The organism is Neobacillus sp. OS1-32 (genome assembly GCF_030915425.1).
Taxonomy (GTDB): domain Bacteria; phylum Bacillota; class Bacilli; order Bacillales; family Cytobacillaceae; genus Neobacillus; species Neobacillus paridis.
Map to the genome: position 1 here is coordinate 3,598,877 of NZ_CP133263.1, position 22,055 is coordinate 3,620,931.

At 44.8% G+C, this 22,055-nt stretch carries 22 protein-coding genes; all 22 read left to right on the forward strand.

The genetic code is table 11. The features are described 5' to 3' along the window. Positions 1-394 precede the first annotated feature (394 nt). The 22 genes from RCG24_RS17855 (at position 395) to atpG (ending at position 21,946) form a co-directional block, all read left to right on the forward strand. Entirely contained in the window at positions 395-1,297 is a 903-nt protein-coding gene (locus RCG24_RS17855; RefSeq protein ID WP_308077621.1) for an ABC transporter ATP-binding protein, read from the forward strand. After that, on the forward strand, positions 1,278-3,866 hold the full coding sequence (locus RCG24_RS17860) for an ABC transporter permease subunit (protein ID WP_308079206.1): 2,589 nt from the start codon (positions 1,278-1,280) through the stop codon (positions 3,864-3,866). The genes RCG24_RS17855 and RCG24_RS17860 overlap by 20 nt, the downstream gene beginning before the upstream one ends. 186 nt (positions 3,867-4,052) lie before the next feature. After that, entirely contained in the window at positions 4,053-5,126 is a 1,074-nt protein-coding gene (gene prfA / locus RCG24_RS17865) for a peptide chain release factor 1 (RefSeq protein WP_308079207.1), read from the forward strand. 21 nt (positions 5,127-5,147) lie between these two features. Then, positions 5,148-6,023: a peptide chain release factor N(5)-glutamine methyltransferase gene (gene prmC / locus RCG24_RS17870; RefSeq protein ID WP_308077622.1), complete on the forward strand. Its 876-nt coding sequence runs from the start codon at positions 5,148-5,150 to the stop codon at positions 6,021-6,023. A gap of 286 nt (positions 6,024-6,309) precedes the next feature. Continuing rightward, positions 6,310-7,155: a stage II sporulation protein R gene (gene spoIIR, locus RCG24_RS17875; protein ID WP_202654416.1), complete on the forward strand. Its 846-nt coding sequence runs from the start codon at positions 6,310-6,312 to the stop codon at positions 7,153-7,155. Positions 7,156-7,351: 196 nt separating this feature from the next. After that, positions 7,352-7,798, forward strand: coding sequence for a GNAT family N-acetyltransferase (locus tag RCG24_RS17880; RefSeq protein ID WP_308077623.1), 447 nt, complete (start codon positions 7,352-7,354; stop codon positions 7,796-7,798). A gap of 189 nt (positions 7,799-7,987) precedes the next feature. After that, on the forward strand, positions 7,988-9,037 hold the full coding sequence (locus tag RCG24_RS17885; RefSeq protein ID WP_202654643.1) for an L-threonylcarbamoyladenylate synthase: 1,050 nt from the start codon (positions 7,988-7,990) through the stop codon (positions 9,035-9,037). Positions 9,038-9,259: 222 nt separating this feature from the next. Further along, positions 9,260-9,817 carry a manganese efflux pump MntP gene (locus tag RCG24_RS17890; RefSeq protein WP_308077624.1) on the forward strand — a complete coding sequence of 186 codons (558 nt, stop codon included), beginning with the start codon at positions 9,260-9,262 and terminating at the stop codon, positions 9,815-9,817. Positions 9,818-9,861: 44 nt separating this feature from the next. Beyond that, positions 9,862-10,341 (forward strand): low molecular weight protein arginine phosphatase, encoded by a 480-nt coding sequence (locus RCG24_RS17895; protein ID WP_308077625.1) that lies wholly within the window; start codon positions 9,862-9,864, stop codon positions 10,339-10,341. Positions 10,342-10,504: 163 nt separating this feature from the next. Further along, complete coding sequence (gene rpiB / locus RCG24_RS17900) at positions 10,505-10,951, forward strand: ribose 5-phosphate isomerase B (RefSeq protein ID WP_202654412.1); 447 nt, start codon at positions 10,505-10,507, stop codon at positions 10,949-10,951. Positions 10,952-10,974: 23 nt separating this feature from the next. Beyond that, positions 10,975-11,541 carry a TIGR01440 family protein gene (locus tag RCG24_RS17905; RefSeq protein ID WP_308077626.1) on the forward strand — a complete coding sequence of 189 codons (567 nt, stop codon included), beginning with the start codon at positions 10,975-10,977 and terminating at the stop codon, positions 11,539-11,541. A gap of 102 nt (positions 11,542-11,643) precedes the next feature. Beyond that, positions 11,644-12,885 (forward strand): serine hydroxymethyltransferase, encoded by a 1,242-nt coding sequence (glyA, locus tag RCG24_RS17910; RefSeq protein WP_202654410.1) that lies wholly within the window; start codon positions 11,644-11,646, stop codon positions 12,883-12,885. Between the two features lie 194 nt (positions 12,886-13,079). After that, a complete protein-coding gene (gene upp, locus RCG24_RS17915) occupies positions 13,080-13,709 on the forward strand; it encodes a uracil phosphoribosyltransferase (protein WP_202653006.1) in 630 nt (209 codons plus the stop codon). Between the two features lie 232 nt (positions 13,710-13,941). Continuing rightward, positions 13,942-16,122 carry a S8 family serine peptidase gene (locus RCG24_RS17920; protein WP_308077627.1) on the forward strand — a complete coding sequence of 727 codons (2,181 nt, stop codon included), beginning with the start codon at positions 13,942-13,944 and terminating at the stop codon, positions 16,120-16,122. 391 nt (positions 16,123-16,513) lie between these two features. Next, positions 16,514-16,735, forward strand: coding sequence for an AtpZ/AtpI family protein (locus RCG24_RS17925; protein WP_202653008.1), 222 nt, complete (start codon positions 16,514-16,516; stop codon positions 16,733-16,735). A 2-nt stretch (positions 16,736-16,737) separates the two neighbouring features. Beyond that, positions 16,738-17,112, forward strand: a complete 375-nt coding sequence (locus RCG24_RS17930) for an ATP synthase subunit I (RefSeq protein WP_202653009.1) — start codon at positions 16,738-16,740, stop codon at positions 17,110-17,112. A gap of 22 nt (positions 17,113-17,134) precedes the next feature. After that, complete coding sequence (atpB, locus tag RCG24_RS17935; RefSeq protein WP_308077628.1) at positions 17,135-17,848, forward strand: F0F1 ATP synthase subunit A; 714 nt, start codon at positions 17,135-17,137, stop codon at positions 17,846-17,848. 56 nt (positions 17,849-17,904) lie between these two features. Continuing rightward, positions 17,905-18,117: a F0F1 ATP synthase subunit C gene (atpE, locus tag RCG24_RS17940; RefSeq protein WP_027323467.1), complete on the forward strand. Its 213-nt coding sequence runs from the start codon at positions 17,905-17,907 to the stop codon at positions 18,115-18,117. Between the two features lie 222 nt (positions 18,118-18,339). Then, positions 18,340-18,870, forward strand: coding sequence for a F0F1 ATP synthase subunit B (locus tag RCG24_RS17945; RefSeq protein ID WP_202653011.1), 531 nt, complete (start codon positions 18,340-18,342; stop codon positions 18,868-18,870). Beyond that, positions 18,867-19,400 (forward strand): F0F1 ATP synthase subunit delta, encoded by a 534-nt coding sequence (locus RCG24_RS17950; RefSeq protein WP_308077629.1) that lies wholly within the window; start codon positions 18,867-18,869, stop codon positions 19,398-19,400. Before RCG24_RS17945 ends, RCG24_RS17950 begins: the two co-directional genes overlap by 4 nt. Before the next feature lie 19 nt (positions 19,401-19,419). Further along, a complete protein-coding gene (gene atpA, locus RCG24_RS17955; RefSeq protein ID WP_202653013.1) occupies positions 19,420-20,931 on the forward strand; it encodes a F0F1 ATP synthase subunit alpha in 1,512 nt (503 codons plus the stop codon). A 151-nt stretch (positions 20,932-21,082) separates the two neighbouring features. Beyond that, a complete protein-coding gene (atpG, locus tag RCG24_RS17960; RefSeq protein WP_202653014.1) occupies positions 21,083-21,946 on the forward strand; it encodes an ATP synthase F1 subunit gamma in 864 nt (287 codons plus the stop codon). The last annotated feature ends 109 nt before the right edge of the window (positions 21,947-22,055 follow it).

A 22,055-nucleotide genomic window follows, 5' to 3' on the forward strand; every position in this document is an offset into this window, starting at 1 on the left:
AAATATGAAAAAACAGTAATGCCCTATATTTTTAGTTTAATTGTTTTGTTCAGTATTATAGCTAACACACCGATTCAAAGCGTTAAAGCAAGTGAAATTGATACAAACTCAACTGTACAGCAAAAGTATATCTCTGCTTATAAGGTATCAGGTTTTTCTAATTATCCTCCCCAAACGTATCTTTATAACGACGGAAAATTTAAAGGATGGCTTACTTTAGAAGATGCATACGCTGTAGGAACAAAATACACTGGAATATATGCAGGATATGTGTATTACCCTTTCTATCCCGACAAGCCTTAATAAAATTTCCAAAAATTCCAAAACAGAGCTTAGATAATTTTATCTAGGCTCTGTTTTGAAAATAATTTCTTTAGATGGGGGAAGATCACCGATGTCTATATTGAAAGTTGCAAATATTCAAAAATCATATGGGCGGGAATTAGTGCTGAACGGGGTTTCTTTTGAAATAAACGAACCACAAATTGTTGCGCTCGTAGGACCGAACGGGTCGGGAAAATCAACCCTGTTAAATATTTTGACAAACCTACTTCAAGCTGATCATGGAACCGTGAGAATTCTTGGAAAACCGAATTCTGATCCTAAAATCTTCAAAGAAATTTCTTTTATGCAAGACAACACCGTATTATATGATTACTTAACAGGTTACGATCACTTGCAATTTATTGCTGATATACAATCTCTGCCAAAGGAAAGAATCATTGAGACAGCTAGATTAATAGGGATTGAATCGTATTTACACAAAAAGGTGAAAAATTATTCGCTAGGGATGAAACAGCATCTGCTTCTTGCAATGGCAATTATCAATCAGCCGAAACTGTTGATACTTGATGAGCCGTTGAATGGACTAGATCCTTCCAGTGCCATTAGAGTAAGAGAACTTTTGTTAAAGTTGCGAAAAGAGGGAACGACTATTCTACTTTCATCACATAACTTAGGGGAAATTGATCGGGTAACTTCATCGATCTTATTTTTGAAAAATGGGAGTCTTATAAAAGAAGATCTCTCCCAGCTTGAAGAAACCATTTACTTTATTTCGGTGGATAAAACAGAGAAAGCAAAAAAGATGTTGCTTAGCTGCGAAATCCCAATAAAAGTGGAAAACAACCGTCTACATATTTCAGTAAAAAATCATTCCCTTCAGCAAGTCATAATGTTGCTAATAGAGAATGGTATTAAGGTAGTAGATATAGAAAAAAGAATATTTGGTTCAGAAGAACGTTATCGGCAAATTTATAGGGAAAAGGGGATGAATGATGCGGTTGCTTACATTTGAATTGAAAAAGAATTTTAAAAGGAAAAAATTCATCCTTCTTTTTCTAGTTGTCATATTGTTTTTGACGGGCCTTGCTATTCGTAATTTGCTCATGCAAGATAAAATGAGAGAAAATGCGTTGCAAAATATATATCCGCACCATCGGGAAGCAAGTGATTTAGTTAAATTATATATGGAAAAATTGAAAGATCAGCCGCAAAATGAAACATTGCGGACAAGCTACGAAAATGCAGTCGAAATGGAGAATGACATTAGCGATATCGAAACTGCCATTAACAATCGTGACTGGGGAACAATACCTAAAATTGAGGCTGATTTTTTGCGAAGAGTTTCCACCCATCTGAAATTGGGGGGAGAATATAAGTCATTTCAAGGAAATGAGTTAGAACAAAGAATAAAGAAAAATACTATTTTGTTAAAACATCATTTACCTTATGAAGATGAGAATTATTCGCTTACAATACCGCAGTTTATGAAAAACGCTGCAGTTTTATTTATAAGTGTAATAGGAGTGTTCATTCTTGTTTTAATCACAGCGGATCAAATGAGTGAAGAATTTGATCATCAAACAATTAGAATCCTATATACACAGCCAGTTAAAAAGGCGGGGATTTTGCTGGGGAAATATGCTAGTATGATGGCACTAACATTGTTTATGTTGCTCGTGTTTTTTTTAAGCAGTAGTGTAGTGCCTTTGTTATTTGGCGGAAAAGCTGGCAGTTTTTCTTACCCGCAATTAGTCCAATATACAAATGGATTTACCTATATTTCTATATTGGAATATATAATCAAGCTTACTTTTCTTTTTATTGGGGCAGCAAGTTTTGCTTTTAGTCTTGTGCTGTTATGCAGTTTCCTTTTTAAAAATAGGTTCACTACGTTTTTTGTTAGTGTTCTCATTCTTTTATGCGGGATATTGTTGACCGATCAAATGGAAGCTTGGCAGAGAGTCCAAAATCCTTTCTATCTTTTTCAAATGACGGAACTGATGGAACGGCCTAAATCTTTGGGAATTCCGGGAAGTATCTTGGTTTTGTTTGCTTATTCATTCGCGGCCCTTTTAATTAGTTATTTTTTTCAAGGGAAAGGAGTAATCTTTCGAACAGGATCGGCGACAAAGCGGCCATTTAACAAAGGACGCACCCTATGCACCCTATCAAAGGCAAGAGGCATTTTACCTATCGCCCTCTTCGAATGGAGAAAAATTTGGCGACAAGAGAGTGCAAAACAGACTTTTGCTGTATTGCTATTATTATTTTCACTAGGATATGTATTTTTAACTTATCAGACGAACGAAAAGAAACGTGATTTTGTTGAAACGATGAGAACTACTTTAGAAGGACAAAAAGGGGAAGTACAATGGCTTAAACAATATCTGCAGAGGCAGCAAGACAAACTGAATAAACTAGAAAATAAGAAATCATCACTAAATGAAAATGAGAAGACGATGTTAGCAGGTTTAAAAAGCTCAATTCCTCAGCTAGAAGAGAGTATGAAGGAAAGCCAATTGATGGTTGAAAAAGATAAAGACGTATTGGACGCCTATACCAAAGAGGATTGGCCAAGGTTTTATGAATATTGGATCTATCAAAACCAATTAGAGAAAGGGGAAATTACCGGAGCAACACATTACCAAAGCCATTTGAGTAATTTTACGTATAAAGCCAGCATTGCTGAAAAAAAGTTCTTAGCAAAACACAATGTGGAACCCACCCTTCCACCGGAATACTTGTATACCATATATGATGACCAATACTTTCCAAACCCACTTGACCGAATCGAGCAAAAAAGAAGTAGTTGGAAACTGGACAACACAGGGTTATTTACTGTCTACCAATTTTTCAACACCTTTATCTATCTACCGTTGCTATTTATACTGGTTTTTCTATATGGTGCCGGGTTCGCAGCGGAAAAGGGGAAAAAACAGACATTATTTCTATTAGAAACACAGCCTTTATCGAGAACTCAGTTATTTCTTGCAAAGTCCGGAGTGTCTGTTATTTTGTCATTAGGAATGGCACTAGGCTTCATGTTGTTAATGTTATTCCTCGGGATGGCAGGTAACTGTTTTGGAGATTGGCAATTTCCTGTTCTTCATTATGATACGGATGACACTGCAAAATTAGCGAATTATACCGGGATTACGGCACAAGAAGGAAGCTTCCATTTTATTGGAATGGGGCAATACCTTTTGGAATGCATTCTTTTGTTCCTGGGAGTAATCATATTTTTAATTGCGGTTACAGTGTTATTCTCTTTATTTGTTAATCATGTAATGACCTCGATGATATTTACTCTTATCGTAGTTTTGGGAGGATATTTTATCAGTTCAATGCCTTTTGCAGCTTCTATTAGTCATTTATCCCCATTTCTTTATTTAAATGTAGGGAAAATTGCGAATGGAGAATTAGCTGTCATGCTTCATAATAGCTCCATCCAAACGTGGACAGGTTTGTTGGTATTAGTGATAAGTGCTTTTATCTTGTTTGGTGCAGGGCTATTGTTGTTTCAAAAAACGCAAATGAAACATTCACATTTTTTAAGAGGGACCATAAAAATAGAAAAGTAAATATCGAAAAAAACGGGGTGGATCTTGTCATGGTCCGTCTCGTTTTTTCATAAAGCACAAAAGGGCAAATTTAGGTTGAATTAAGTTTTGACCTGCGTTTTTTCCTATACTATAATTAGAATGTTATGGCTTAAAAAACGAACAAAATTTTTATATAGATGCAGACTAACTATCGAGGTGAATAAAGTGTTTGATCGTCTCCAATCTGTGGAAGATCGCTATGAGCGATTGAATGAGCTTTTAAGCGATCCGGAAATTATCAATGATGCTAAAAAGCTGCGGGAATATTCAAAAGAACAGGCCGATATTCAAGAAACGGTGCAAACCTATCGGCAATATAAAGAGACCAAAGCTCAGCTTCAGGATGCCAAGGCCATGCTGGACGAGAAGCTTGATGCTGAAATGCGGGAAATGGTAAAAGAGGAAGTAAGCGAACTGGAGTCAAAAATCGCTCAATTAGAGGAACGCTTGAAAATCCTGCTGATTCCCAAAGACCCGAATGATGACAAAAACGTCATTATGGAAATCCGCGGTGCTGCCGGGGGAGAAGAGGCAGCGCTGTTTGCCGGTACGCTTTACCGCATGTACTGCCGTTATGCTGAGTCCCAAGGCTGGAAGACAGAAGTAATTGATGCAAACGAAACCGGCTTGGGCGGCTTCAAAGAGATTATATTTATGATCAACGGAACCGGGGCCTACTCCCATTTGAAGTTTGAAAATGGTGCTCACCGCGTTCAGCGTGTCCCGGAAACGGAATCTGGCGGCCGGATTCACACATCGACGGCCACCGTGGCGGCTCTGCCGGAGGTCGAAGAATTCGATATCGAGATTAATGAAAAGGATATTCGTTTTGATACATTTGCATCCAGCGGTGCCGGCGGACAGAGCGTAAACACCACGATGTCTGCGGTGCGCTTAACCCATATACCGACCGGAATTGTCGCCACCAGCCAGGATGAGCGGTCGCAGCATAAAAACCGCGATAAAGCGATGAAAATCCTGCGCGCGCGGATTTACGATAAATTCCAGCAAGAAGCCCAGGCGGAATACGATCAAGTGCGGAAATCAGCAGTTGGTACCGGCGACCGTTCGGAGCGGATTCGGACCTATAATTACCCACAAAACCGCGTCACCGACCACCGGATTGGCTTAACGATTCAAAAGCTTGATCAGATCATCGAAGGCAAGCTCGATGAAATTATTGAAGCGCTCATCCTTGATGACCAAGCGAAACGATTGGAAAATGCCTCCAATGAGTAAAAAGGTATTTGAAGCTCTGAAATGGGCTTCTTCTTTTTATTGGAGGCCGGTCGCGATGCCAATGCCGGGGAATTGCTGCTCAGGCACTTCAGCGGGATGTCCCGGACGCAGCTGTTTGCCAATATGAGAGAAGATTTGACAGGTGAAGTATGGGCGCAATTTGCTGCTGCGGTGGAAAAGCATGTTCAAGGGGTCCCGGTGCAATACATCATTGGCTCCGAGGAATTTTACGGTCGCACTTTCCTCGTCAATCCCGCTGTCCTGATTCCACGACCGGAAACGGAAGAGCTCGTCTATGGCGCCCTGCAACGAATCGGGCGGCTGTTCGATACTACCACAAACAAAGAGCTTACAATAGCCGACATTGGCACAGGCTCAGGGGCCATCGCTATCACGATGAAACTGGAGACCGAAGCAAACTGTCCACCTGGGGCGGACAAATGTCCACGAAGGGTGTCAGGCACCGATATTTCTACGGAGGCGCTGGCGGTGGCGCGGGAGAATGCAGCAAGGTTGGGGGCGGATGTGGAGTTTTTGCAGGGGGATTTGCTTGCGCCGTTTATCGAGCGTGGTGAGCGGCTTGATGTCGTACTGTCGAATCCGCCGTATATTCCGCTTCGTGATATGGAATGGATGTCAGAGGTGGTCACGGAGCATGAGCCGCACAATGCCCTGTTTGCCGGAAAAGACGGGCTTGACTTTTACCGCCGCTTTATGGTGGAGCTGCCGCAGGTGCTCGCTCCAAAAGCGCTCGTCTGCTTTGAAATTGGCGCCGGACAGGGCGACGTTGTGGCCGAAATGTTGCGAACGACATTCCCCGGCGCCTTTGTCGAGGTTGTTCATGATATTAACAGCAAGGATCGAATGGTGTTTGCTGAAATCGGCTTCGGAGCTTAGCACTCTGAGGCCTTTTTTGGTTGCTGGGAAATTTCCCAATCTCTTCTATGTCGCAGCAATTCAACAACGCCTCATGAACCGCCCTAACGAACTCGCCACTCGGCGCGTATTCATTTATAAAAAAACAGCATTCATCCTGGGTTGGCCTTGGTTACTGTGGCTTCTATTGTGAAGGCGATTGCCGATGGCTTTTCCTAATTTTGAAAAAACTAGATTTTTCAAAATTACTAGTTTAAGATTCTGGCATTTTGTCCACAATGTTGATAGGGAAGGGACGGTGCCAAAGATGAGGAGTAAATTATTAGTTTGGGGATATTTATGTGTTTTGTCGTTAGCCACGGTGCTAAATTTATATATACCAAAAACCGAAGCGGTCGCGAAGGAATCCATTGTGATTCCGGGGGAAGCGATTCGCCTCAGGATTCTCGCCAACAGCGACTTTGAGGAAGACCAAAGAATTAAGCGGAAAGTCCGCGATGCCGTCAATGCCAAAGTCGAGCTTTGGGTCAAGGATCTGACTTCCATGGAAAAGGCGCGCAAGGTTATCAAGGCTAAATTGCCAGAGATTCAAGCCATTGCCGAAAAAACGGTTAAAGAACAAGGATCGCACCAGTCGGTCAAAGTCGAGTTTCGCAAGGTTCAGTTTCCTACCAAGCTATATGGACAATTTTTATACCCCGCAGGGAAATATCAAGCCATCTTAATCACTTTAGGCAAAGGTGAAGGCGCCAATTGGTGGTGCGTCCTCTATCCGCCATTATGTTTCCTTGACTTTTCCAATGGAGTTGCCGTCAGCAGTGATGGGTTTGAAGAAAAGGAAGCTGCAGTGACAAAGGATGATGGAAAAAATAAGATAGCTAAAACAACGGAGCAAGCTGTCAAAGACGACGGGAAAAACCACGTCGCTGAAGAATCCCAGGATCAGACAGAATCAAAAGCGAAGGAAAAGCCCGGTCATAACGAGGAAAAAGCAGCAGAGGAAAAGTCTAATCATAACGATAAGAAGACAGATTCTAAAAAACAAAAGAAGACGGATACCACGGCTAAAAAAGCTCCAGTGTACACGAAAGACGATGAGCAGCCAGTGAAAGTAAAATTTTTCGTAGCCGAGTTATGGAAAAAGATTTTTTAAGAACCAGTATGGATGATTTGCTACAGTTGACGGGTAAATCGAAAAACTAGACGGGTAAAATCCAACACAAGTTTAAACCTTCATTTTCCCACTTCACCCTTTCTTCTGTTCATTGATCAATTACTAGATTTGCCGTTCTATTTTGTCTCTTTTTTCATATTCATAGAATAGAATTGAAAAAATGGGGTGGATGAAGATGCCAGGGATAATACGAAAGGCAAAAATAGAAGATTTGGAACGAGTACAACAGTTTCTTAGGCGGGCAAATCTAGGGACGGAGGGACTCACTGCGGAAACGATTGCCTCCTTTTTTATCAAGGAGAATGACAATGAGGAGATTAGCGGCACGCTTGGAATCGAAGTTATTCAAGGTATTGGGCTATTGCGGTCGCTGGTCGTTTCACCGGGACATGTGGAAGAGGAAATCATCGACCTATTAGACAAAATGGTTCAGTTGGCAATCGAAAAAGGAATCGACCGCATATTTCTTGCAACAAATAAAGCAGCAACAGTAGCGTTCTTTGAATTGCTAGGTTTTAAACGTGTCGAACGAGAGGAGCTGCCGCAGGAGTTTGATCACTCAGAACACATTCGACATGTTTTAAATGTGGATAACTCACTATTTTTAAAACTTTCATTATAAGTTTGTGGATATTTCACCATAGTTATCCACTTTTTCATAGGACTTATGCACAATTTGTGGATAAAAACTTGTATTTATGCCCACCTTCTTTTATACTTTCAGACGTATTAAGAGAAAAATATGTGTCAAAGTGCCTAGATTCGTCAAATTTCGATAAGGGCCATACAGACTCATAAAGGTGGAACAATGATGGAAACAAAGGTTTGGAAAGTGGATAAGTATGTGGACAAATTAGAAAGTAATCCACATATTGTGGATGCTGCTCATTTTTTGCGGGATAATGAAGTTGTTGCGCTGCCGACGGAGACCGTTTACGGACTTGGAGGCAATGCCGAAAGCGATGAGGCTGTGGAGAAAATTTATGCTGCAAAAGGCCGGCCGGGGGATAATCCGTTAATTATCCACATTGCTGATCGGGCTCAGCTGGATCAATTTGTTGCTGAAGTGCCAGCAACCGCCGAACGGTTGATGGACAGCTTCTGGCCGGGACCGCTGACGATTATTTTTAAAAAGAAACCAGGTGTTCTGTCAGAGAAAGCGACAGCAGGACTCGAAAGTGTTGCCGTTAGAATGCCGGATCATCCGGTGGCATTGGCGTTATTTCGCCGCTGTGGACTGCCAATTGCCGCACCGAGTGCCAACAGTTCAGGGAAGCCCAGTCCGACAACAGCCGCTCATGTGATCGACGACCTTAATGGAAAAATAGCCGGTGTCCTTGATGCCGGTCCAACCGGAGTCGGTGTGGAGTCGACGGTGGTAGACTGCTCCGAGGGAATACCAGTCATTCTCAGGCCGGGCGGGGTCACGAAAGAACAGCTGGAGGCGGTAATTGGGGAGGTTCGCATCGATCCGGCCCTGACAAAAGCTGAAGGAACAGCCCGGCCGAAAGCCCCGGGAATGAAATACCGCCACTACGCGCCGAATGCCCCGCTCTATTTGGTGTCAGGCACCAGAGCATTTTTGCAACGATTAGTGGATGAAAAACGACGGGAAGGTTTACGGGTTGGGGTGTTGACAACCGAGGAATTTACCGCTGAATTCTCCGCCGAAGAGGTTCTTGCCTGCGGCCGAAGAGCGGAGCTGGGGACGGTGGCGGCGTCGCTTTATGACACCCTGAGGAAGTTTAATCAAGCGGGTGTAGATATTATTTTTAGCGAAATGTTCCCGACCACAGGCGTTGGGCTCGCCATCATGAACCGCCTGCAAAAAGCAGCCGGAAACAAAATCATTAAGGAGTAAACACCAGCGGGCAGACTGGTGTTTTTTCTTGGCCAGATAGGAAAGTATAAAAACTTTCTTATCCGGCATAAGTGTAACTACGCCTCATGAACCGCCTTAAAGGCTCGCCAATCGGCGAGTTTTCAGTTGATTGAAAAACCTACTCCCCCACTATTTCTGCCTTCTAAATCCTGATGGACGTGCATATGCTGAAATAGTTAGTCCAAGGGGGGCGGAGCACGAATGACAGAATTTGTGGGAGAAATCATAACGCTAACCATCATGGCAGCAGCATTAGGAATGGATGCCTTCTCAGTTGGACTTGGGATGGGGATGTACAAACTGCGGCTGCGGAAAATTTTTGAAATCGGCCTGGTGATCGGCTTATTCCATGTCATCATGCCACTGGCCGGCATCCTTGCCGGAAAATTGCTATCGGAAAATTTCGGTGCACTTGCTTCATGGATCGGGGGCTTGCTGCTGATCCTATTAGGAGCGCAAATGATTTGGTCAAGCTTCCAAAAAGAAGCGGTGAGTGCGATTACACCGGCGGGTGCCGGTCTTTTGATATTTGCCTTTAGCGTCAGCCTCGATAGTTTCTCCGTCGGCCTGACATTGGGAATTTACGGCGCGAAAACGATCCTGGTCCTTTTAATCTTTGGGATCTTGGCCACTGTGCAAACCTGGGCGGGCCTGTTGCTGGGGAAAAAAGTAAGGGGCTGGATTGGTATATATAGTGAGGCGTTGGGCGGATCGATTCTCCTGGCCTTCGGAATCAAACTGTTGAGCACGTTCTGGTAGCCGGACAGACATTTTTTACAAGACAAGCATTATGGTAAAATATAATGAACGACATAATTCTGAAAGGGGCAACCATTATGCGGCACATTTTGTTTGTCTGTACCGGCAATACATGCAGGAGCCCGATGGCGGCAGCGATCCTGAAACATCGGAACATTGACGGCGTCGAAGTCAAATCTGCGGGTATCTTTGCGGCCGATGGCGGCGATGCTTCAGCGCACGCCAAACAGGTACTAAAGGACAACAAGATTTCTTACCAGCATCGCTCACAGATGTTAACAGATGCAGAGGTCGACTGGGCCGACCTCATCATAACGATGACTGACGCTCATAAGCGTTCAATCCAGCAGCAATACCCACAAGCGGCAGAAAAAGTATTTACACTAAAGGAATATTCCGGTGAAGCAACCAACCTTGACATCACCGATCCCTACGGCGGTGACTTGGAGCAGTACAAGAAAACATTCCACGAGCTGGAAAGACTAATTGATCAGATGATCGAAAAAATAACAGCAGAACCATAAGCTCTCCGCTAAAGTGAGGGCTTTTATTTTTCATAGGAAAAAAGGGGCCGCAACCTCTCCGCGAAGTGATACATTAATTTTCCTAAATCGGCTTCGATTACTTTAACTTTTCCAAGCTGTATGTCAAAATGAAGACAGATAAACGATTCAGGAGGAATTTGACATGAGAGTAGCTATAGCATCTGATCATGGCGGGATCCATATCCGCAAGGAAATCGCCAGCTTGCTGGACGAATTAAAGATTGAATATGTGGACTTTGGCTGTGACTGCGAGGGCTCAGTCGATTATCCGGACTATGCTCTACCGGTTGCCGAAAAGGTGGCCAGCGGCGAGTTTGATCGCGGTATTTTAATTTGCGGAACGGGGATTGGCATGTCCATCGCGGCCAATAAGGTGAAAGGCATCCGCTGCGCCCTTTGTCATGATACGTTCAGCGCCAAGGCAACGCGGGCTCATAATGATAGCAACATTCTCGCGATGGGGGAGCGCGTCATCGGACCCGGGCTGGCACGGGAAATTGCGCAAGTCTGGCTGACCGGGAAGTTTGAAGGCGGCCGCCACGCGGGTCGCGTTGGTAAAATTTCCGCATACGAAGAAAAACATCTATAAATTCATGAGAAAGGACGACCAGGATGATTCACGAATGGGAAAAACAGTTGGCAACGATTTTAACTGAATTTAACGAGCAGGCAGCACTTAAACCGGGTGAGCTCCTCGTCGTAGGCTGCAGTACCAGCGAGGTTGTCGGTCAGCGAATCGGAACGGCCGGAACCTTCGAAGTGGCCGAAATGATTTTTCAAACATTGAAGAAACTGCAGGAGAAAACAGGCATTGACCTGGCATTCCAATGCTGTGAACATTTGAACCGGGCGCTGGTCGTTGAACGGACTGTTGCCGCCCGCCGAGGGTTTGAGGCGGTATCCGTCATTCCCGTCCGAAAAGCTGGCGGGGCCATGGCAACCTATGCGTTTGATCACTTGGACGATCCTGTTGTCGTTGAATTTGTCAGGGCAGAAGCGGGCATTGATATCGGTCAAACCTTAATTGGCATGCATCTAAAACATGTTGCTGTGCCGATTCGGGTGACGCAGAAGACGGTTGGCAGCGCCCTAGTGACATTGGCAAAAACGCGGCCAAAGCTGATTGGCGGTGCCAGAGCCGTTTATGAGCGGAAACAAGAAAATTCCAGCTGCAGTTAAAATTCCCCTGGTTATACCTTTCTTTTAAAAAAAAACATGTTACAATGAAGAAGGAATTTTCACACTGTTTTGCTTTTTACATAATCAAGGGGGTTTGTCATTATGAAGCATTTGTCCCAAGCGGACGAGCAGGTTTTCCAAGCGATCCAGCTGGAACTGGGCCGTCAGCGTGCGAAAATTGAATTAATCGCCTCGGAAAACTTTGTCAGCGAAGCCGTGATGGAGGCGCAAGGATCTGTTTTAACGAATAAATACGCGGAAGGATACCCGGGACGCCGTTATTATGGCGGCTGTGAAAACGTTGATATTGTAGAAAATTTGGCTCGTGACCGGGCGAAGCAAATTTTCGCTGCGGAATATGTGAATGTGCAGCCGCACTCAGGAGCTCAGGCAAATATGGCCGTCTACTTTACGGTGCTTGAGCATGGTGATACCGTTCTTGGGATGAACTTGTCGCATGGCGGTCACTTAACCCATGGCAGTCCGGTTAACTTCAGTGGTATTCAATATAACTTTGTTGAATATGGTGTCGATGAAAAAACACATCGTATCGATTATGAGGATGTTCGCGCCAAAGCTCTCGAGCACAAGCCAAAGCTGATTGTCGCCGGTGCCAGCGCGTACCCGAGGGAAATTGACTTTGCTAAGTTTCGCGAGATTGCCGATGAAGTCGGTGCTTATTTGATGGTCGATATGGCTCACATTGCCGGCCTTGTTGCTGCAGGTTTGCATCAAAACCCGGTTCCATATGCCGACTTTGTCACCACGACCACTCATAAAACACTTCGCGGACCACGCGGCGGGATGATTCTCTGTAAAGAAGAATTTGGTAAGAAGATTGATAAATCAATCTTTCCGGGAATTCAGGGCGGTCCATTAATGCATGTTATCGCTGCAAAAGCGGTTGCCTTTGGCGAGGCGCTGCAGGACAGCTTTAAAGAATATGCCAAAAACATTGTGGCCAATGCTAAGCGCTTGGCGGAAAGCCTGCAAAAAGAAGGCTTGACCCTCGTATCCGGTGGCACGGACAATCACCTGCTGCTAGTGGATGTTTCGAAAATTGGCTTAACTGGTAAGACCGCTGAGCATGTCCTTGATGAAATTGGCATTACGGTCAATAAAAACACGATTCCATTTGACAGCCAAAGCCCGTTTGTAACCAGCGGAATTCGCATCGGTACGGCAGCAGTAACAACGCGAGGATTTGGTTTTGCGGAAATGGATGAAATTGCATCCATTATTGCTTTCACATTGAAAAACCATGAAGATGAGGCAAAACTTGCTGAGGCGCGTAAACGTGTTAATACGTTAACTAACAAGTTTCCGCTTTATCCCGAATATTAGCTTCCAGAATCGGCCTAACTAGTAGTAGTGGGCCGATTTTTTTCGATGTAGTTCCTCAAATATCAGCCAGGAACGAGCTTTTTTGAGTTTCGTAGAAATTCCGAGGCGCTTGTGCTTTTCTATGTTGCTCATTCAGTAGATTTTCTGTAAAATTAGTCGAAGTGTCATTATTTTTTATAAAAGGGGCGATTATTGTGGCAAAGGTTTACGTCTTCGACCATCCGCTGATTCAGCACAAACTAACGTACATACGCGATAAAAATACGGGAACAAAGGAGTTTCGTGAGCTGGTCGACGAAGTGGCAACGCTGATGGCGTTCGAAATTACCAGGGACATGCCGCTTGAAGAGATCGAGATCGAAACGCCGATTTGCAAGACAAAGTCAAAGGTGTTGTCCGGGAAAAAAATTGGCCTCGTACCGATTTTACGCGCAGGAATTGGGATGGTTGACGGTGTTTTAAAGCTGATTCCGGCGGCAAAGGTTGGCCATGTTGGCTTATACCGCGATCCGGAAACATTAAAGCCAGTCGAATACTATGTAAAGCTGCCAAATGATGTCGAGGAACGCGACTTCATCGTTGTTGACCCTATGCTGGCAACAGGCGGTTCGGCGATTGATGCCATCCATGCCTTGAAAAAGCGCGGTGCCAAGCATATCAAATTCATGTGCCTAATCGCTGCTCCAGAAGGCGTTGAGGCCGTGAAGACAGAACATCCGGACGTCGATATTTACATTGCTGCAATGGATGAAAAGCTTAACGACCACGGCTACATTATGCCAGGTCTGGGAGATGCCGGCGACCGCTTGTTTGGCACGAAATAAGGATGTTTTAGAATTTACCTGAGCCAGGCTGTCAACCGCCTGGCTTTTTGATGTGAAAATATCCAAAATCCCTAGAAATATGTCCAAAGCCTCGTAAAAAATGTTCCAACCACCATTAAAAAAGTCCAAAACTCAATGGATCCCCATGATATTCCTTATATCAGGAAAATCCAAATAACTGCATACTTTCCCCGTCAACTGAAAAAAATATTAAAAAAGGGGACTTCCTTATATGAAATTTCTACTGTCGCTGCTGCTGGCTACACAACTGTACCACCCAGCTATTCCAAAACCCACAAAAGACACGATTGCCATTGTCATCCTCGACAAGCCGCATACCCAAGAGGAAATCAAAAAGCTAATCCAACCATCCAAACATCTAAAACTAAGAAGAATTTTTCGAGAAGCCCTTGATGGCTTTTCCGTCCAAGGCCGTCCCGAGATGATCGCCCTTCTGGCCAAACGGCAAAAGCACATTGTCCATGTTTCCCCCGTCCATGAATACCGGGTGCAAACGGAGGAAAGTGTCAAGATTATCGGAGCTGAGGAGGTTCGCCGTTTTTATGACCGCGATAACAAGCGCCTTACCGGTAAAGGTGTTACCGTCGGTGTGATTGATACCGGCGTCGACTATACCCATCCTGACCTTAAACCAAACTATAGCGGTGGCCATGACTTGGTCGACAATGACAACGACCCGATGGAAACGACCGACCCGGGGAAAGCAACGATTCATGGTACCCATGTTGCCGGGGTCATTGCTGCCAATGGGAAAATAAAAGGCGTCGCCCCGGAGGCAAAAATTGTTGCTTATCGAGCACTCGGACCAGGGGGCGGCGGAACGACTGAGCAAGTGCTAGCGGCGCTCGACCAGGCGATGAAAGACAAAGTGGACATCGTTAACCTATCGCTGGGCAATAATATTAACGGCCCGGACCTGCCAATCAGTCTGGCGCTTGACCGGGCTGTTACAAAAGGGATCGTTGCTGTTGCCGCTGCCGGCAACTCAGGACCAAAGGTGTGGACAGTCGGCTCGCCTGGCACCTCCTCAAAGGCGATCTCAGTGGGTGCCTCGACACCGACGCTGTTGGTTCCCTACTTATTAATAGAAGGAAGACGGTTACCGCTGCGAATTCAGCCGCTGGAGGGCTCGACAGATTGGACGCTGGACCGATCGTATGACTTGGTCGATGGCGGCCTTGGGCGCAAGAAGGACCTCCGCCATGCAGCAGGGAAAGTGGTACTCATCAAGCGGGGAGGATTAACCTTTTCCGAAAAAGCCAAGAATGCTCAGGAAGCAGGGGCCAAAGCCGTTCTGATTTACAATAATGTGGCTGGCAGCTTTCTCGGCAATCTCGAGGCAGAAACCGCCATCCCGGTTGGTTCGTTGACCAAAAAAGACGGAGAATGGTTGCTAAAACAGCAGCCAACATTGGTCCGCCTCCTGATTAAAAAGGAAAAAGATCAGCTGGCCGAGTTTAGCTCCCGGGGACCAGTAACGGGGACGTGGGAAATTAAGCCGGATATTCTCGCTCCTGGGGTCGCGATTAACTCCACCATTCCCGGCGGATATTTGTCATTGCAGGGCACGAGTATGGCGGCGCCGCATGTGGCCGGAGCCTGCGCCCTGATCAAGCAGGCCCATCCTGATTGGACTCCGGAACAAATCAAAGCGGCGTTAATGAATACCGCCCAACCCTTAACCGCGACGAGCGAGACGCAGCAAACAAAGGCGCCCGCCCACTATCGTACATACGAACAAGGGGCTGGCCGGATCCAGGTTGCCGAAGCGATTCAAGCGGAATCACTGGTGACCCCCGGCAGTATTAGGTTTGATAAATTTTCCAACAGTAATCATGTTCATCAAGTTAAGCTTCAGGTTCACAATGTCAGCAGTCGAAGACAGCGTTACTCGTTTGCGATACCGGCCCATGAAGACGGCCTTCATTGGCGCCTGCCATTTTCGTTTATCCTTGGCCCAAAACAGTCAAAAGTCATTACGATTCGTTTAACCGTCGACCCGGCTGTCTTTAAAAAGAAAATCCATGATGGTTATTTGAGATTACACGCCGGTTCGCGAATCCTCAGTCTTCCTTACTTGTACGTCCTTGAGGAACCGGGTTATCCGAGGGTGATGGGGTTTGATTTTGCCATGGGAGATCATCCGGGCAGCTATCGTTATGAGGTGTATTTGCCGGGAGGTGCCGAGGAATTTGGGATTGCCTTATTTAACCCGGAGAGTTACCGGTTTGTTGCCTTTCTGGATACAAGCACGAGGTTGAAAAAGGGGCTAATCAGCAAAGAATTACCAGCGGCCGAACTGCCGCCGTCCGGAACGTACCTGGCCAAAGTATTTGCCAAAAAGGCGGGTAAAGAGGACTACATCGAAACACTGATTACCATTTTAAAATAATTTGTCAGAAAGGACACTATGTTTTCTGGTAGAAAAAAAGGAATAAAATGGTTCAAATTATTTGGAAGTCATAAAATGTTCACAAAACTGACACAATTTTGGCAAAAATACGATTAAATATGCCATACAATAATAATGTTTACGACTAAATATGCCATACAATAATCATTCTGACTGTAGATACCATATGGGAGAAATTATGGTAATTTCAAGGTATTAATTATGGCTAAATTAATTGACTTTGCTAGGTGCCTATTGTATGCTAACAAAGGATGTAAATGAGTGTTTTTTCACAAAAATGTCACATTTTTCTTGTGCCATAATGATTTAAATCATTTACAATATCCTTTATATATTTTTTCTCACTTATTGAAGGTGAGGATGATTTTATATGCAAAAAAACCGCAATCCATTTCAAGCGATGGCACTGATGTCTGCTATTGTCTCGCAGTTGGTTGGCTCCATCTTAATCGGTATATTTGCAGGCAGATGGGTAGACGGGCATTGGGGAACAGAGCCGATCTTTTTAATCATTGGCTTACTTTTGGGACTTGCTGCTGGAGTTTATTCAATGCTTGCTTCCATTCGTCATTTCTATTCAGGAGATAAATAACCATGCCGGATTTTCGAGAGATGTACAATAGGCAGCGAAAGTGGATATTCTACATATTAGCCATTTATGTTCTTGGATGGGGTTTTACATCTTACCAAACTTTCTTTTTAGGATTAATCCTTGGGACTTGCTTTAGTTATTTGAACCTCTGGCTGTTAGTAAGGAAGACAGAGAGTTTTGACAAGGCCATCTCGCAAGGGAAAAAAGTCCGATCGCTGGGTTCGTTGCAACGGATCGCCGCAGCAGGTATTGCCGGGGCGATTGCTGTTATGTATCCTCAATATTTCCAAATTATCGCTGTTGTGTTGGGACTAATGACATCCTATATTGTCATTATGATAGATTATTTTTATCATGCATTTCATGTTCATAAGTGAATGGGAAGCGAGGTGAGATTACATGAATCATGGTTCTCCTGATTTTCAGTTTTTAGGTCTTTGGTTTAATGCAGCGAATCTCTTGATGATTACCGTTGCAAGTTTGATTGTTTTTCTCATTGCTGTTTTTGCAACCCGCAGGCTGGCAATGAAACCTACCGGGATGCAGAACTTCTTAGAGTGGGTGCTTGACTTTGTAAAAGGCATTATCAACAGCACAATGGATTGGAAAGATGGCGGGAGGTTCCACGTCCTCGGGCTGACATTAATTATGTATATTTTTGTTTCCAATATGCTCGGTCTTCCATTTGCCCTCGTGGTAAATGAGAAGCTATGGTGGAAATCACCAACTGCCGACCCGATGATTACATTAACTTTAGCTGTCATGATCTTGGGCCTGACCCATTATTATGGAGTTAAGTTAAGGGGGCCGAAAGCATATGGAGGAACATTCTTCTCTCCAATGAAATTCTTATTTCCGTTAAAGATTATTGAAGAATTTGCCAATACCTTAACGCTTGGTTTGCGTCTTTACGGAAACATCTATGCCGGTGAATTATTGCTTTCACTGTTAGCAGCCGGTTTAGCACACCAAGGAGCCCTCGGCTTGATTGCCGCGGCACCGCTGACGCTTGTTTGGCAGGCCTTCTCGATTTTCGTCGGCACCATCCAGGCATATATTTTTACGATGTTAACAATGGTTTATATGTCTCATAAAGTGAGCAGCGACCATTAATATATTTTTGAAAAAATAAAAATACTTATCGATACATTTTAAGGAGGAACAAAGTAATGAATCTTATAGCAGCAGCAATTGCAATTGGTTTAGCAGCAGTAGGCGCAGGTATTGGTAACGGTCTTATCGTAGGTCGTACAGTTGAAGGGATTGCTCGTCAACCGGAAGCACGTGGTTTACTGCAAACTACCATGTTTATCGGGGTTGCGTTAGTTGAAGCATTACCGATCATCGGCGTTGTTATCGCGTTCATGGTATTAAACCGCTAGAACTTGATAGACTCCAAATGGCGAAGTGGGTGTCAAAGAAACCTTCGCCATTCATTTATGTCCTTTAAGGAAGAGGGGCGGAGCACAGCCTGACTCAAATGGAGAGGATTAGCTCGCTTCACCGCCTTGTTGGTAAAGGTTGTTTTTGGTTCATAATAGGTATGGTTTGCCATAAAAGTTTTCTTGTAACTGTGAGCAACTCTTGAAAGGAGTGAACCCGTAGTGTTATTGAGCAGTTTAGTGTTGGGAACAGCTGCTGAAGGCGTTACTCATATTAATTATGGGGACATGTTCTTCCAGTTGATTGTGTTTATCGTTTTATTAGCGTTGCTGAAAAAATTTGCCTGGGGTCCATTGATGGGCATTCTGAAACAGCGCGAAGAACATATTGCGAATGAAATCAATGCGGCGGAAGAAAGCCGTTTAGAAGCTAAGAAACTTCTTGAAGAACAAAGAAATCTATTAAAAGAAGCACGTAATGAAGCCCAAAGCTTGATTGAAAATGCCCGAAAGCAAGGCGACATTCAGCGTGAAGAAATTATTGCCACAGCCCGCGGTGAAGCAGAACGCTTAAAAGAAGCGGCAAAGGTGGAAATCGAGCAGCAGAAGGAAAAAGCCGTTGGAGCCATCCGCGAACAAGTGGCGCATTTGTCTGTCTTAATTGCTTCGAAAGTGATTGAAAAGAACCTAAGTGCAGAAGACCAAGACAAACTCATTAACGACTATATTAAAGAGGCAGGAGAATTACAATGAGCGGCTCGTTGGTAGCAAGACGCTATGCACTGGCACTTTTGGAAATTGCCAAAGAACAGCAGCTTCTCAAAGTGATTGTTGAGGATCTTCGCGTCGTAAAGGAAGTAATTGGATATACTCCTGAATTAAAAGCCGTTCTTCATTCTTCCAAACTGACTAAAGAAACGAAAAAAGCGGTTGTAATTCAAGGTTTTACTGCGGTCAATCCGTATGTATTAAATACCCTGTTACTGCTAATTGACCGTCATCGTGAAGACCAAATTGCCTCTGTGGCTGATGAGTTTTTGGCATTGGCAAATGAGGAAATGGGGATCGCTGAAGCGGATGTGTACAGCACAAGGGCGCTGTCAGATGCTGAACGTGAGGCTGTTACTGCAGTTTTTGCCGCAAAAGTGGGCAAGAAGTCATTAAATATTAAAAACTTTGTTGATTCCGATTTGCTTGGCGGCTTAAAGCTGCGCATCGGAAACCGAATATATGACGGCAGTTTGCGCGGCAAACTTGATCGTTTAGAACGCACATTGTTATAAGAGAATAGGGGTGAAACTCATGAGCATCAAAGCTGAAGAAATCAGTGCCCTGATAAAGCAGCAAATTGAAAATTATCAGGCAGAAATTCAAGTGACAGACGTTGGTACTGTTATCTCTGTTGGTGACGGTATCGCACGTATCCACGGCCTTGATAATTGTATGGCCGGTGAACTTGTTGAATTTTCTAACGGCGTTATGGGGATGGCACAAAACCTTGAAGAAAATAACGTCGGTATCATTATTTTAGGACCTTTCACCGACATTAAAGAGGGTGACGAGGTTCGCCGTACAGGACGCATCATGGAGGTTCCGGTTGGTGAGGAACTGATTGGTCGTGTTGTCAACTCATTAGGACAGCCTATTGATGGCATGGGTCCAATTAATGCCAAGAAAACCCGCCCTGTTGAGCAAGTGGCAACAGGTGTTATGGCACGTAAATCCGTTCATGAGCCGCTGCAAACCGGGATTAAAGCGATTGACGCACTTGTACCAATCGGACGCGGCCAGCGGGAATTAATCATTGGTGACCGGCAAACTGGTAAAACATCAGTAGCGATTGATACGATCATCAACCAAAAAGGTCAAAACATGATTTGTATCTATGTAGCGATCGGACAAAAAGAATCCACCGTCCGCGCCGCTGTTGAAACCCTTCGGAAAAACGGTGCCTTAGACTACTCTATCGTTGTTTCCGCTTCCGCATCACAGCCAGCTCCAATGCTGTTCCTAGCACCATATGCAGGGGTTGCGATGGCAGAAGAATTTATGTTCAGCGGCAAGCACGTATTAATCGTCTATGATGATTTATCCAAGCAGGCATCTGCTTATCGTGAGCTTTCCTTGTTACTTCGCCGTCCGCCGGGCCGTGAAGCTTATCCAGGGGATGTATTCTACTTACACTCGCGCTTACTCGAGCGTGCAGCTAAATTAAATGATGATCTTGGCGCTGGTTCGATCACCGCATTGCCATTTATCGAAACACAAGCAGGCGACGTTTCTGCTTATATTCCAACAAACGTTATTTCCATCACAGATGGACAAATTTTCTTACAATCAGACCTATTCTTCTCCGGTGTTCGTCCGGCGATCAACGCAGGTCTTTCCGTTTCCCGTGTAGGGGGATCGGCACAAATTAAAGCGATGAAAAAGGTTGCCGGAACATTGAGACTTGACCTTGCTTCCTATCGTGAATTAGAGGCATTCTCACAGTTCGGTTCCGACCTTGATAAAGCAACTCAAGCGAAGCTGGCCCGCGGTGCCCGTACCGTTGAGGTATTAAAACAGGATCTCAACAAACCGCTGCCGGTTGAAAAACAGGTTATGATTCTTTACGCTCTAACTCGCGGCTTCCTTGATGATATTCCAGTTCAAGATATCCGCCGCTTTGAGGGCGAATTCTATAACTGGCTAGACCACAATCGCAAAGAGCTGTTAGACCAAATCGTCACAACCAAGGATCTGCCAAAAGACGATGACATGGCAGAAGCCATCAACGCCTTTAAAAAGACATTTGCTGCTTCGGAACATTAAGGTCTAACAATTTGAACGGTGGTGTCAGGCACCACAAAAAGACAAATACCGCAAATTGTCCGCGTGGGGTGGACACATAAAATGGTAATTGTTCCAAAAAGCGTGGCCTGACATCCGCCTGACATTCTTTGAATGAGGGTGGTGAGAACCTATGGCATCATTACGCGATATTAAACATCGTATTGCGTCGACGAAAAAGACAAGTCAAATTACCAAGGCAATGGAAATGACTTCGGCTGCGAAATGGAATCGCGGCGTGTTGAACGCGAAATCATTCGTGCCTTATATGGAAAAAATCCAGGAAGTAACCACATCGATTGCCCTTGGTGCAGGCGGCGTAACCCATCCAATGCTGACCCATCGTCCGATCAAAAAGACGGGTTACATCGTGATCACATCCGACCGTGGCCTTGCTGGCGCGTTCAATAGTAACGTCATCCGCCGTGTCCATCAAACCATCCAAAGCCGTCATAAATCCAATGACGAATTTGCGATTATTGCGATTGGCCGAGTGGGACGGGACTTTTTTGTGAAGCGCGGCTACAATGTCGTCCTCGATATCGTCGGGCTTCATGACCAGCCAAGCTTCCAGGATATTAAAGAGATTACCAGTACAGCTGTCGGCATGTTCGCAGACGAAACATTCGATGAATTGTATCTCTATTACAGTCACTATATCAGTGCGATTTCGCAGCAGGTAACCGAGAAGCAACTGCTTCCGCTAACGGATATTTCCGCTTCTGCACCACACAAGCTGATATCTTATGAGTTTGAGCCGGATGCCGAAGCAATTTTGGAAGTGCTCCTGCCGCAGTATGCCGAAAGCTTAATCTACGGTGCCCTGTTAGACAGCAAAGCCAGTGAGCACGCTGCCCGGATGACCGCGATGCGCAATGCCACTGACAATGCGCAGGAATTGATCCGCAATTATTCACTAAGCTACAACCGCGCCCGCCAGGCTGCGATCACACAGGAAATTACCGAAATCGTCGGCGGTGCGGCAGCTCTTGAATAATCGATTTTTTAAAAATGAACCCTGTTGTAGGGTTCTTGACAAAGTAGCCGTTTTTGGAAACTGTTTCGTTCGTGTGAAACGTTATCCGAAAACGAGTACCAATATAGTG